Annotated in this window: 15 protein-coding genes; 9 read left to right on the top strand and 6 right to left on the bottom strand. The window is 65.6% G+C overall.

Features of this window, described 5'->3' with window-relative positions; all coding sequences use genetic code 11:
• Positions 1-11: 11 nt before the first annotated feature.
• A complete protein-coding gene (locus CH283_RS10110; protein ID WP_094638696.1) occupies positions 12-179 on the top strand; it encodes a DUF4177 domain-containing protein in 168 nt (55 codons plus the stop codon).
• 6 nt (positions 180-185) lie between these two features.
• Complete coding sequence (locus tag CH283_RS10105) at positions 186-644, top strand: RidA family protein (protein ID WP_068054093.1); 459 nt, start codon at positions 186-188, stop codon at positions 642-644.
• Between the two features lie 90 nt (positions 645-734).
• On the opposite strand, the gene CH283_RS10100 is transcribed toward CH283_RS10105, so the two are convergent.
• On the bottom strand, positions 735-1,589 hold the full coding sequence (locus CH283_RS10100) for a Gfo/Idh/MocA family protein (RefSeq protein WP_176460210.1): 855 nt from the start codon (positions 1,587-1,589) through the stop codon (positions 735-737).
• A 58-nt stretch (positions 1,590-1,647) separates the two neighbouring features.
• Between CH283_RS10100 and CH283_RS10095 the strand changes: the two genes are divergently transcribed.
• Positions 1,648-2,439 carry an MBL fold metallo-hydrolase gene (locus CH283_RS10095; protein ID WP_094638951.1) on the top strand — a complete coding sequence of 264 codons (792 nt, stop codon included), beginning with the start codon at positions 1,648-1,650 and terminating at the stop codon, positions 2,437-2,439.
• A 27-nt stretch (positions 2,440-2,466) separates the two neighbouring features.
• Here the strand turns inward: CH283_RS10095 and CH283_RS10090 are convergent, their stop codons facing one another.
• Positions 2,467-3,141 carry a Crp/Fnr family transcriptional regulator gene (locus CH283_RS10090; protein ID WP_027494494.1) on the bottom strand — a complete coding sequence of 225 codons (675 nt, stop codon included), beginning with the start codon at positions 3,139-3,141 and terminating at the stop codon, positions 2,467-2,469.
• Between the two features lie 267 nt (positions 3,142-3,408).
• Positions 3,409-3,678, bottom strand: coding sequence for a hypothetical protein (locus CH283_RS10085; RefSeq protein ID WP_068054099.1), 270 nt, complete (start codon positions 3,676-3,678; stop codon positions 3,409-3,411).
• Positions 3,679-3,851: 173 nt separating this feature from the next.
• Between CH283_RS10085 and nth the strand changes: the two genes are divergently transcribed.
• From nth to marP, 4 genes are read left to right on the top strand one after another with little or no spacing between them, the layout of a single operon-like run.
• Positions 3,852-4,538, top strand: coding sequence for an endonuclease III (gene nth, locus CH283_RS10080; protein WP_231893979.1), 687 nt, complete (start codon positions 3,852-3,854; stop codon positions 4,536-4,538).
• Positions 4,539-4,588: 50 nt separating this feature from the next.
• On the top strand, positions 4,589-5,197 hold the full coding sequence (locus CH283_RS10075) for a TlpA family protein disulfide reductase (RefSeq protein WP_094638950.1): 609 nt from the start codon (positions 4,589-4,591) through the stop codon (positions 5,195-5,197).
• A 23-nt stretch (positions 5,198-5,220) separates the two neighbouring features.
• A complete protein-coding gene (locus CH283_RS10070; RefSeq protein ID WP_068054125.1) occupies positions 5,221-5,907 on the top strand; it encodes an NUDIX hydrolase in 687 nt (228 codons plus the stop codon).
• Positions 5,904-7,094 (top strand): acid resistance serine protease MarP, encoded by a 1,191-nt coding sequence (marP, locus tag CH283_RS10065; RefSeq protein WP_068054104.1) that lies wholly within the window; start codon positions 5,904-5,906, stop codon positions 7,092-7,094. Before CH283_RS10070 ends, marP begins: the two co-directional genes overlap by 4 nt.
• Here the strand turns inward: marP and CH283_RS10060 are convergent.
• Positions 7,091-7,594 (bottom strand): MarR family winged helix-turn-helix transcriptional regulator, encoded by a 504-nt coding sequence (locus CH283_RS10060; protein WP_217901101.1) that lies wholly within the window; start codon positions 7,592-7,594, stop codon positions 7,091-7,093. The two genes, marP and CH283_RS10060, sit on opposite strands and share 4 nt — an antisense overlap.
• Before the next feature lie 99 nt (positions 7,595-7,693).
• Here CH283_RS10060 and CH283_RS10055 point away from each other — a divergent pair, with 99 nt between their 5' ends.
• The gene (locus tag CH283_RS10055) at positions 7,694-8,605 is read left to right on the top strand and encodes an NADP-dependent oxidoreductase (RefSeq protein WP_094638694.1); all 912 of its coding nucleotides are present in this window, start codon (positions 7,694-7,696) and stop codon (positions 8,603-8,605) included.
• Positions 8,606-8,632: 27 nt separating this feature from the next.
• On the opposite strand, the gene CH283_RS10050 is transcribed toward CH283_RS10055, so the two are convergent.
• Both CH283_RS10050 and CH283_RS10045 read right to left on the bottom strand, forming a co-directional pair.
• Positions 8,633-9,565, bottom strand: a complete 933-nt coding sequence (locus CH283_RS10050; RefSeq protein WP_094638693.1) for an alpha/beta fold hydrolase — start codon at positions 9,563-9,565, stop codon at positions 8,633-8,635.
• Between the two features lie 22 nt (positions 9,566-9,587).
• On the bottom strand, positions 9,588-10,082 hold the full coding sequence (locus CH283_RS10045; protein ID WP_094638692.1) for a phage holin family protein: 495 nt from the start codon (positions 10,080-10,082) through the stop codon (positions 9,588-9,590).
• Between the two features lie 250 nt (positions 10,083-10,332).
• Here CH283_RS10045 and CH283_RS10040 point away from each other — a divergent pair, with 250 nt between their 5' ends.
• Complete coding sequence (locus CH283_RS10040) at positions 10,333-11,703, top strand: MFS transporter (protein ID WP_176460209.1); 1,371 nt, start codon at positions 10,333-10,335, stop codon at positions 11,701-11,703.
• Positions 11,704-11,888: the final 185 nt, after the last annotated feature.

The raw sequence follows: 11,888 nt of genomic DNA, 5'->3' as shown, positions 1-11,888 counted from the left end.
GCTCAACAGTCATGAGCGAAAAGATCATCTGGGAGTACTTCACCGCGCCGGTCCTGATTCACGCCACCAAGCAGATTCTCGACAACTACGGCTCCGAGGGCTGGGAGCTCGTCACGATCATGGCGGGACCCAACGGCGGAGACACGTTGGTCGCGTACTTCAAGCGCCCGAAGGTCTGAGCGCGCGTGGCGAATTGGAGCGAACGACTGTCCGAGCTGGGCATCGAGCTGCCCGACGTCGTCCCGCCGCTGGCGGCGTACGTCCCGGCGGTGCAGGTGGGCTCGCTCGTCCACACCTCCGGCCAGTTGCCGATCGTGGACGGAAACCTGACGTCGGTGGGCAAGGTCGGCGGCGACGTCACCGCTGAGGACGCCACCGCAGCGGCGCGCCTCTGCGCCCTGAATGCGCTCGCCGCCGTGCACGCGCTCGTCGGCATCGATTCGGTGGCCCGAGTGATCAAGGCGGTCGGCTTCGTCGCCTCCGCTCCGGGATTCACCGGCCAGCCCGGGGTGATCAACGGGGCGTCGAACGTCATCGGTGAGATCTTCGGCGATGCGGGCAAGCATGCGCGCTCGGCCGTGGGTGTCGCCGAACTGCCACTCGGTGCTTCGGTGGAAGTGGAGCTCATCGTCGAACTGCGCTGACGCGCAGTGGTGTGGCTAGGTGCCCTCTGGGGCACTCAACCACGCCACTGGGGCGCAGCCGCACATGTCACTGGGGCGCAGCCGCACATGTCACTGGGGCGCAGCCGCACTGATCACTTTCTGCAGGTGTAGGCCTCGGTGTACCGAGCATTCGTGATCGACACCCTTGTCGACCGACTCGAGGAATTCGTCCAGCAGGACGGCGAAGCAGTCGGTCGACGAGGTCGAGCGGTCGGTGAGGGTCTCGACTCCGTCGGTGCCGCTGAGCTCGATCCGCATCAGGGACGGCATGATCGGCGTCCGCAGCGACAGTTGCACGGTGCTCGTTGCACCGCCCTCGTGCTCGAGCACCACGGTCCAACTGTCCGACGCCACCTCACGGTGCGAGTAGGCAACGCGCGCAATGGTTCCCAGTGCGGCGTCGAGCAGATCGAACACGTGTGGGCCGATGTCGAGGATCGCCCCGTCGTCGTGTCGCCACTGCGAGTTCGCGTACGCCCCGCCGAGGACGGCACCGGAGAACCAGGTACCCGAACCCGCTGCCCACGGTCGCCCGGCGACCGCGTCGAGGAATTGCCTTGTCTCCGGGGCGAACCGGAGCGTCAGCGTCACCATCGAGCGGACGCCTGCGGCCGTCACTGCCGCGGCCAGTTCCTCGGCCTCGGCCACTGTTGCGGCAATCGGCTTGTCCAGCAACACATGTTTGCCTGCCTGCACCGCGCGGAGTGCGTACCCGGCTTGCACGGCCGGTGGTACCGCGAACGCCACCGCATCGACGGCACCCAGCAGGTCGTCGAACGATTCGAAGACCGGTGCCCCCAGCTCGGCTGCCGCTTCGGGTCTGCGTGCCCATGCTCCGGCGAAGTCGATGGCGGGATGGGCGAGTAGCGAGGGGGCTTGAGTCTTACGGGCCCAGGGCCCAGCTCCGACGAGTCCGACCTTCATGAATATCGACGGTAGTCCTCCCGGACACCGCGTGGAGCAGGCGACCTACAGTACTTTCATGGCCGACTCGAACCCCCAGCATCCCGCGTACGGACTTCTCCGGCAGGTGACGCCCACCGCGTCGGTTCTGCTCGCCGACAACCCGGGCAAGATGACGCTCGACGGGACGAACACCTGGATTCTGCAGGCACCGGGGTCGGACGAATGCATCGTCGTCGATCCCGGGCCGAAGGACAAAGCTCATCTCGACGCCGTCGCCGCGTCGGGCACGGTGGTGCTGACGCTCGTCACTCATCGACATGCGGATCACACCGGCGGACTGAAGCGGTTCCACCGCAAGACGGCGGCGCCGGTGCGTGCGGTAGGGGAGAAGTTCCTGCACGGGGGCGGCGCAACGCTGGCCCACGGCGAGGTCATCGAGGCAGCCGGGCTGCGTATCGAGGTTCTGCACACGCCAGGTCACACCGCGGATTCGGTGAGTTTCGTGTTGGACGACGCGATCCTGACGGGAGATACCGTCTTGGGTCGCGGCACGACGGTGCTGGACCCGAAGGACGGTTCGCTCGCGGACTATCTGCAGTCGTTGGACCGGCTCGAGGCGGCCGGTGCGGGGAAGACGGTACTTCCCGGGCACGGGCCGGAGTTGCCGGACACCGCCGAGGTGGCGCGAGCGTATCGCGCCCACCGTCGGCAGCGGCTGGATCAGGTTCGCTCGGCGCTCGCCGAGATCGGCGAGAACGCGAAACCGATGCAGGTGGTACGGCACGTCTATTCCGACGTGGACAAGAAGTTGTGGCCGGCTGCGCGGATGTCGGTCAAGACGCAGCTGGCCTACCTCCGCGAGAGCTAGCGAGCAGCTGTCTCGACGGAACTCGGCCTAGCGAGCTCTGCGTGCCAGCCGCTCGGAGTCCGAGATCAGCACGGACTTGCCTTCGAGACGCAGCCAGCCGCGGTGCGCGAAGTCGGCCAGTGCCTTGTTGACGGTCTCGCGAGAGGCACCGACGAGCTGAGCGATCTCTTCCTGCGTCAGGTCGTGGGTCACGCGCAGCGATCCCGCTTCCTGGGTGCCGAAGCGCTGGGCCAGCTGGAGCAGCGCCTTCGCGACACGTCCGGGAACGTCGGTGAAGATGAGGTCGGCCAGGTTGTTGTTGGTGCGACGCAACCGGCGAGCCAGTACGCGCAGCAGCTGCTCGGCGATCTCGGGGCGCTGATCGATCCAGTCCTTGAGCGCAGCACGGTCCATGCTGACCGCGCGGACCTCGGTGACCGTGGTGGCCGAGGACGTACGGGGGCCGGGGTCGAAGATCGACAGCTCACCGAACATGTCCGACGGTCCCATGATCGTCAGCAGGTTCTCGCGGCCGTCGGGGGAGCGTCGCCCGAGCTTGATCTTGCCCGAAACGATGATGTAGAGCCGGTCTCCGGGCTCACCCTCGTTGAACACCACGTGCCCACGGGGGAAATCGACAGGCTGCAGCTGCTTCGTCAGTGCCGCAACCGCAGAGGGTTCGACTCCTTGGAAGATGCCGGCCCGTGCCAGGACGTCGTCCACTTGCGCTCCTTTTGGGATGTCGGTGTCGCGGAAACCCGCACCACCGAAAGCGTTTGTACTCAGTTCGTGCCATGCACCGAACTGCGGTGCAGTTCAGGCGTCGACGCCGATCCGATGATCAAACACAACAATTACCTCAGGGGAGTCTACTTCGAGTCGGTGAAAACCGAGTGATCGACGCCACCACAGGTTGCCAGAGGACTCGGGCGTGTGTTCCCGTTCACCCGAAATTCATCCAAATTACGACCAATGGGACGAAACGCGCGCTCAACTGGCTCGTTGGTCGGCCAGGCCGTCGCGCGTGTCGATGGTCCGCGGCGGGGTCTGGCGGCGTTTGCGGGTGTTGAACCGGGCCAATGCGTGCGGGAAGCCCTCGTTCGCCAGAGTGGCGACCTCGGACTTGCTCGCCTGATCGAGGAATTCCTGTACTTCTTGCTCCCGGACGCCGAGCTTGCTCAGACGAAACTCGACGCGTTCCATCGCGAGTGCGAAGAGCATGAGTAGTACCGGAAAGAGCACCACGGCGAGTCCTTGCATACCGGCCAGTTAACACCGAAAAGATCTCGATACAAACACGGTCCGCTGCTGCCGCGAGGAACGTTACGCATTCTTGTCCGTACAGTTGTGGAGTGGATTCGACAGCTCCGAAACGCCCCGACGTGCGCAAACGCGAGGAGACGCACCTCGGGCTGGTGCGTCGAGCTCGGCGAATGAACCGGACGTTGAACACTGCCTTCCCGCATGTGTACTGCGAACTCGACTTCACCACGCCGCTGGAACTGGCCGTCGCGACCATCCTGTCCGCGCAGTGCACCGACAAGCGCGTCAACATGGTCACCCCAGCGCTGTTCGTGAGATACCGCACAGCCCGTGATTACGCCGAGGCCGACCGGACCGAACTCGAGGAGTTCATCCGCACCACGGGCTTCTATCGGAACAAGGCCAACTCGCTGATCGGTCTCGGGCAGAAGTTGCTGGAGAACTTCGACGGCGAGGTGCCCGCGACGCTGAAGGACCTCGTCACACTCCCCGGGATCGGCCGCAAGACGGCCAACGTGGTTCTCGGTAATGCCTTCGATGTTCCGGGAATCACCGTCGACACCCATTTCGGACGGCTCGTACGGCGCTGGCAGTGGACCGAGGAACAGGACCCGGTCAAGGTCGAGCACGCCGTCGGCGCACTCATCGAGCGTAAGGAGTGGACGCTGCTCTCGCATCGAGTCATCTTTCACGGTCGACGCGTTTGCCATGCCCGTACACCCGCCTGTGGGGTGTGCGTCCTCGCCAAGGACTGCCCTTCGTTCGGGACCGGTCCGACCGACCCCGCAACCGCAGCTGCGTTGGTGAAGGGCCCGGAAACCGATCACCTTCTCGCTCTCGCCGGAATCGTGCCGTGAACAAATCTGCCCTGCGGTGGTCACTGGTCGCTCTGATCCTGGTGGTCGGGATGGTCTACGCGCTGTGGCCCCGGAGCGAAGCGCCGACCGCGCAGCCCATGGATTCGCCCGGCCTCGGGCAGCGAACACCGAGCACGGACGAGCGTCGTGCAGTCGACACTCCCGAGGCCCTCGCACCATTGCGTCAGGACGCCGGTCTCGCCGCGTGCCCCACGGCGTCGGGCAACGCCGCGGGCCCGTTGACGGGCATCACCCTCGAATGCATCGGTGACGGCTCGTACGTCGACCTCGGGCAGGTGCTCGCGGGCCGCCCTGCTTTGCTCAACATCTGGGCGTACTGGTGTGGCCCGTGCGCCGAAGAGCTGCCCTATCTGCAGCAGTACGCCGACCGGGCGGGCGAGAAGATCGAGGTCCTGACCGTCCACAACGACGCCAACGAGGCCAACGGCCTGACTCGGTTGACCGATTACGGCGTCACCCTGCCCGGCGTTCAGGACGGCGGCGGCCGCGTCGCCGCCGCCGTCGGAGCACCCAACGTGCTGCCCGTTTCCGTTTTGATATCTGCGGATGGCACTGTCGCCAAGGTGCTGCCACAACCTTTCCGTAGCGTCGACGAGATCGCCGACGCTGTACGCGTGAACCTCGGAGTCGACTCGTGAGCGCACCCGACTGGCTCGGACGCATGCTCGACGTGGCAGGCAGGGCCGGCGGCCTGACCGACACCACCGGCATCAACCCCGTGCTGCAGCGTCAGGCACCGCCGTCCGACCGACCGCGGTCCGCCGCTGTGCTGGTGCTGTTCGGCGGCCCCGCCTCCGCAGATCCCACCTCGCCCGGTGGATTGCCCGCCGACGCCGACGTCCTGCTGACGCAGCGTGCGTCGACGTTGCGCGATCACAGCGGGCAGATCGCCTTCCCTGGCGGAGCCACCGACCCGGGCGACGACGGCCCGGTCGGCACGGCACTGCGCGAGGCGCAGGAGGAAACCGGGCTCGATCCGGCAGGCGTCGTGCCACTGGCGACGATGCCCGGCATCTACGTTCCGCCGTCGCGCTTCGATGTGGTTCCGGTGCTCTCGTACTGGCAGCAGCCCAGCCCGGTGCGCGTCGTCGATCCCGGCGAGACCGAGCGAGTGGTGCGAGTTCCGTTGCGCGAGTTGCTCGATCCGGACAATCGATTCCAGGTGCGCCACCCTGCGGGCTACCAGGGCCCAGCGTTCGCTGTGCAGGGAATGCTGGTGTGGGGATTCACGGGCGGTATCCTGGCGGGTCTGCTGGCTGTATCGGGCTGGGAGCCCGAGTGGGACACGGGGGACATACGCGATCTGGAGGCCAGCTTGACTGCGGTAGGAGCGAGGCTCGATCGGTGACAGGTTCAGGGTGGGTCGATATCGCGGTGATCGCCATCGCACTGCTGGCGGCGTCGTCGGGATGGCGGCAGGGGGCGGTGGCGTCGGCGCTGGCGTTTCTGGGGGTCGTCCTCGGTGCCGTTGCCGGCATTCTGGTGGCACCGCACGTGCTCGAACACGTCGACGGTTCGCGGACGCGGGTGTTCGTCGGTATCGCACTGATCGTGGTGTTGGTGATCGTCGGTGAAGTCGCCGGAATGGTCCTAGGGCGGGCCTTGCGCAGCGGAATACATTCGCGCGCAGCACGATCCGTCGACAGTACGGTCGGAGCCGGGCTGCAGGCGGTGGCGGTGCTCGCCGCTGCGTGGCTGCTCGCCATTCCACTGACGTCGTCCTCGCAGCCCGAGGTGGCCAGTGCGGTGCGCGGGTCGTCGGTGCTCGGTCAGGTCGATCAGGTGGCACCCGACTGGCTGCGGCAGGTACCCGAGGAATTCTCGGCGTTGCTCGACACCTCCGGATTGCCGGACGTCATCGGACCGTTCGGTCGCACCCCGGTCGCCGAGGTCGCCGCGCCCGATTCCGGTATCGCAGCGGGACCTGTTCCGGTGCAACTGCAATCGAGTGTCATCAAGATCAACGGCATCGCACCGAGCTGCCAGAAGGCTCTCGAAGGCTCCGGTTTCGTCGTCGGATCCGATCTGGTGATGACCAACGCGCACGTCGTCGCCGGCACCTCCGAGGTGACCGTCGATTCGCCCAACGGACCGCTCGACGCAGACGTCGTGCTGTTCGACCCCGAGGAAGACGTTGCCGTGCTTCGTGTTCCACAGCTGCAGGCACCGGTGCTGACCTTCGCCCCGATGCCAGCCGAATCCGGTACCGACGCCATCGTGCTCGGTTACCCCGGCGGCGGTCCGTACACGGCGAGCCCGGCGCGAATCCGCGAGATCATCAACCTCAGCGGGCCGGACATCTACCGCACCGGAACCATCCAGCGTGAGGTCTACACCGTGCGCGGATCGGTGCGGCAGGGCAATTCCGGTGGACCCCTGGTCAACTCGTCCGGAGAAGTACTCGGAGTCGTGTTCGGCGCTGCCGTCGACGACCCCGACACCGGATTCGTGTTGACCGCGTCGGAGATCGCCGACGAACTTGCACAGAGCTTCGCTGCCCCGGTGCCGGTCGGCACCGGAGACTGCGTCGTCTAGTCGTCAGGGCCTGGCGAAGTCCGGCTGGGCAACAGATGTACACAATCTTGTCTGAGTGGGGTCAGGATCGCCTCGGCCAGCTGCTCGAGCTGGTCGATCCGGCCGGGGCCGAGGTGCTCGAACACCCGTCGGCGCACTTGCTGCACGTACCCGGGCTCGATGCGGTCCACCGCCTGCGAGCCGGCATCGGTCAATCGTGCCAATGTTCGTCGTGCGTCCTCGGAATCGCTTCGTCGAGTGACCCACAGCTTCTTTTCCATCCTGGTCACGATGCGCGACAGGTGTGAGGGCGTGACGCCTGCGCCCGCGGCCAGCTGCGTCATGTGAACGTCGCTTTCCTCGCTCGTCGACAACCAACGCAGGACCTGATACTCCGCGTGTGTGAGCCCGTGCTCGTGGCCGAGGTACGCATCGAGGGCGCCCGGTAGCCACATCATCACTCCCACGAGCAGAGACCAGGTTCGGTCTTCCTGAGGCGAGAGGTGCGGGGCATCGGACACGGGTTACACGATACCGTTGCTTGCTGCGGAAAGTATTCTCGGGTAGATTGCTTTCCGCGGGAAGTAATCTCGCACCCGATGCGTAGTACGGAGAAGCAGATGCAGGCAGCGCGATACCACCGTTACGGTGGCCCCGAAGTACTCGTGGTCGAGGACGCACCGGAACCTCACGCGGAGGCGAACACCGTTCGCATCGAGGTCGGAGCCGCGAGCATCAACCCCATCGACTATCTGCTGCGCTCCGGTCGGTTGAGTGATGTGGTGCCGCTCGATCTGCCCGCCATCCCCGGCCGTGACGCGGCCGGAGTGGTCGACGAGGTAGGACCGGGGGTTGTGGGTACGCAGATCGGAGACGTCGTGTTCGGCGTCGGTGGGATCAGTGACACCACCGCGCAGTACGCAGTACTCACCGCGTGGAGCAGTGCACCCTCGGATTGGAGCATCGAGCACGCTGCGGCCGCCGGGCTCGCTTCGAGCACGGCATCCGCGGTCATCGAGGCTCTCGAGGTCTTCGGGAGTCTGGAAGGGAAGACCGTACTGATCGACGGCGCTTCCGGAGCAGTGGGCACCGCCCTGAGTGTTCTCGCGAGGGATTCGGGGGCCGAGGTGATCGGAACCGGAAGCCCGCGCAATCACGACTATCTGATCGGCCTCGGCGTACGGCCGACCACCTATGGTCCGGGGCTTGCCGAACGGGTCGCCCTCCTCGCGCCGGGCGGGGTGGACGCGGCTGTGCACACGGCGCCGTCATCTCTGCCGGAGGACCTGATCACGTTGGTGGGCGACCCCGCCCGCGTCGTGACCGTCCTGGACGCCGAGGGTGCCGAACATCTGGGTGCGCGAAAGATCGACGCTCGCAACGAGTCTCAGTTGTTGGAGCGCGCTTCCGAGCTGGGCCGACGCGGAATCTATCTGCCCCGGGTCGACCACACTCTGCCGTTCGCCCAGATCGCCGACGCCCACGCCGTGGCCGAGCGGGGAAGCGGCAAGGTCGTCGTCACCATGCGGTGACCCACCGCCGCGCGTAATCGAGCGCGTTCAGATTTCGTGCACGACTCGCAGGATCTCCTCGGACACCACGTCGGGTGCTTCCTGGTGGACGTAATGCCCCACGTCACGCACTGTTCGACGCGTCAGTCCCGGTGCCCAGTGCCGATCGCGATCGAGGGTGGTGGGCAGCACGTACGGGTCGAGGTCGCCGCTGATCTGCGCGACGGGAATCGAGGTACGTACGTCCACGGCGGCCATGAAGCGGCGTCCCTCGGCGCGGAACTGGCTGCGGAATGCCCAGCGCTGATATTCGAGCGCGCAGTGCGCAGCACCCGGAATCCGGATGGCCGAGCTCATCTTGGCTGCGGTGTCGGCGTAGTCCTCGGTGTTCTTCCACGCGGCCCCGGCGCGGCTGCTCATCAACTCGCCCACCGCAGCTCCGCCTCGGCGCGTCAGCAGCCTCTCCGGGCGCAGCGGAACCTGGTAGCGAACGAAATGCGGTAGCAACGCAGCGCGTTGCGCCGAATCCTTCAACACCGCTCGCCGCAGCGAGATGGGGTGCGGTGCGTTGATCAGCACCATCGAGCTCACCAAGCGGGGGTGCAACGCCGCACTGGCCCAGCAGACGAGACCGCCGTCGGCGTGACCGACGAAGGTGGCGTGCGGGTATCCCAGAGCGCGAACCAGTCCGACGATGTCGCCGGCCAGTGTCCACCCGTCGTATCCGCGTGGGGGCTTGTCGGAGTCACCGTAACCGCGCAGGTCGACGGCGATTGCCCGGACGCCGGACCGAGCGAGTGCGGCAAGTTGGTGTCGCCACGAATACCAGAAGTCGGCGAAGCCGTGCAGCAGGACCACCAGCGGTGCGTCCGGTGCATGTTCGCCGACCTCGACGACGTGGAACCGGATTCCGTTGGCGTGGATGTCGCGATGGATCCACTGTCCCGGATACCGGACCGTGGACGGATCGGGCTGATTCATACTGCTCGATTCGCCCGGGCTACTACTTCTTGTAGCCGGGAACCCCGGGGATGGAATCGTGCTGGTTCGGCAGCACCGTCGACGCCTGCTTGAGCGAGTCGATGGTCTTCTCGGGCTTGCGCAGTTTCTTGACCCTGCGGTAGCCGAGGAATCCGAACAGCGCCGCAGCCAACACCATGAACGCGAACACGATGAGGAATGCGGCCCAACGGTAGAGCCACACGTCGAGCAGCTCGGCCGCGAAGAAGAAGAAGAAGAAGGTGCTGAACAGCAGAACCGTCAGGGCGATGATGAAGAAGACGCTGCCCTGCAGACCCTTCTTGACCTCACCGGTGACCTCGGCCTTGGCGAGGGCGACTTCGGCGCGCACGAGCGTCGAGACCTGGGTGGTGGCTTCCTTGACGAGGTTTCCGATGCTGGCGCTACCAGGGGTGCGGGCATCGACATCGGTCAGAGGTATCGATGAAATCGTGTTCGGGACGCCGTTTCCGTATCCCTTGTCATTGCTGACGCTCAACTCTCGACCCCTTGTAATCGCTCTGCTCGGTGTTGTGCGGAAGATCGTATCGACAGTAGTGCCTGGGTAGCAGATTAACTGTTCCGCGAAGGGCGAGCGACGCTCGGCCCTCGTTTGGACGCGTACCTCGGTACCGCCTCCCGCAAACTCGCCGATCTTGCGCGATCGGGCACCGGACACGCCCGGGTCGTGAAATTCTCAGGTGTTCATCAGGTAATTTGCAGGGAACTTCCCCCTTTCAGGAGCATCCGTGAGTTCAGCACACGCCGTCGCGCCCGACGGCGCAATTCCCGCACCTCAGGTGCCGCGGTCACGCATCGTGATCGCCTCGATGGTCGGCACGTCCATCGAATTCTTCGACTTCTACATCTATGCCACCGCCGCTGTACTCGTCTTTCCGCGTCTGTTCTTCCCCGCGGGCAACGACACCACGGCGCTGCTGGCGTCGTTCGCGACCTTCGGTCTGGCGTTCATCGCGCGGCCCGTCGGGTCGATTCTGTTCGGCCACTTCGGTGATCGCATCGGACGCAAGGCGACCCTCGTCGGCTCCCTGCTCACGATGGGCGTCGCGACGTTCGCGATCGGCTTGTTGCCGACGTACGCCGCGGTGGGTCTGTGGGCACCGGCCCTGCTGGCGATCATGCGCTTCACCCAGGGCGTCGGTCTCGGTGGTGAGTGGAGCGGTGCAGCATTGCTGGCGACGGAAACCGCGAAGCCGGGCAAGCGAGCCTGGGCCGCGATGTACCCGCAGCTGGGCGCGCCCATCGGCTTCTTCTTCGCCAACGGCATCTTCCTGCTCATCGTCATCGCGACGGGCTACGATTCTGCGAACTCCGGCACCGACCACGCGTTCCTGACGTGGGGCTGGCGAATCCCGTTCCTGCTCAGCGCGATCATGGTCATCATCGGGCTGTACGTCCGGCTCAAGCTGGAGGAAACGCCGGTGTTCAAGCTGGCCGTCGAGCGTGGGCAGAAGGTCAAGACTCCGCTGGCTCAGGTGTTCAAGACCAGCTGGCGTCAGCTGATCATCGGTACTTTCGTCATGCTCGCCACCTACACGCTGTTCTACATCATGACCACGTGGGTGGTCAGCTACGGAACGGGCAAGGTCTCCGACGTCAACGGGCCCAAGCTGGCCATTCCGTACACCGACTTCCTGGAACTGCAGCTCATCGCCGTGCTGTTCTTCGCGGCTCTGATTCCGGTCGCCGGACTGCTCGCCGACAAGTACGGCCGCCGTCCCACGCTCATCGTCATCACCACGGCGATCGTGCTGTTCGGACTGTCGTTCCACTGGTTCGCAGATCCGGTGTCCGCGTCGGCAGGCAAGATGTTGGTGTTCATGTGCGTCGGCCTCGGCCTGATGGGTCTGACCTTCGGACCGATGAGTGCCGTTCTGCCCGAACTGTTTCCGACCAACGTGCGCTACACGGGCTCGGGAATCTCGTACAACACCGCGTCGATCCTCGGGGCCGCAGTCGCCCCGTTCATCGCCACCTGGCTGGTGAGCAGCTACGGCGTCGGCTGGGTGGGCGTCTACCTCGCCATCGCCGCGGCGTTGACGCTGATCTCGTTGATCATCATGAAAGAAACACGGGATCAGTCGCTCGACAGCGTGTGAGCGGCTGCGCCGCACGTGAGCGGAAACTCGTAGCAGGGGTCGAGTTTCCGCTCACCTGCGCTGAGCGCTAGCGGCCCTTCTTGATCGCCTCGAACACCTTCGGGTCGACGAGGGTGGAGACGTCGCCGAGTTCGCGGCCCTCGGCCACGTCGCGCAGTAGGCGACGCATGATCTTGCCGGATCGC

This window comes from Rhodococcus sp. 05-2254-2, from assembly GCF_002259095.1.
Classification (GTDB): domain Bacteria; phylum Actinomycetota; class Actinomycetes; order Mycobacteriales; family Mycobacteriaceae; genus Rhodococcoides.
The sequence above is the reverse complement of the archived record's forward strand: the minus strand, read 5'-3'. Positions and strand labels throughout refer to the sequence as shown.

Excerpts from the sequence above, each read along its gene's own strand:
- CH283_RS10110 (WP_094638696.1), top strand. The coding sequence starts at position 12 with ATGAGCGAAAAGATCATCTGGGAGTACTTCACCGCGCCGGTCCTGATT.
- CH283_RS10100 (WP_176460210.1), bottom strand. The coding sequence starts at position 1,589 with ATGAAGGTCGGACTCGTCGGAGCTGGGCCCTGGGCCCGTAAGACTCAA.
- CH283_RS10095 (WP_094638951.1), top strand. The coding sequence starts at position 1,648 with ATGGCCGACTCGAACCCCCAGCATCCCGCGTACGGACTTCTCCGGCAG.
- CH283_RS10085 (WP_068054099.1), bottom strand. The coding sequence starts at position 3,678 with ATGCAAGGACTCGCCGTGGTGCTCTTTCCGGTACTACTCATGCTCTTC.
- nth (WP_231893979.1), top strand. The coding sequence starts at position 3,852 with ATGAACCGGACGTTGAACACTGCCTTCCCGCATGTGTACTGCGAACTC.
- CH283_RS10075 (WP_094638950.1), top strand. The coding sequence starts at position 4,589 with ATGGTCTACGCGCTGTGGCCCCGGAGCGAAGCGCCGACCGCGCAGCCC.
- CH283_RS10070 (WP_068054125.1), top strand. The coding sequence starts at position 5,221 with ATGCTCGACGTGGCAGGCAGGGCCGGCGGCCTGACCGACACCACCGGC.
- CH283_RS10055 (WP_094638694.1), top strand. The coding sequence starts at position 7,694 with ATGCAGGCAGCGCGATACCACCGTTACGGTGGCCCCGAAGTACTCGTG.
- CH283_RS10050 (WP_094638693.1), bottom strand. The coding sequence starts at position 9,565 with ATGAATCAGCCCGATCCGTCCACGGTCCGGTATCCGGGACAGTGGATC.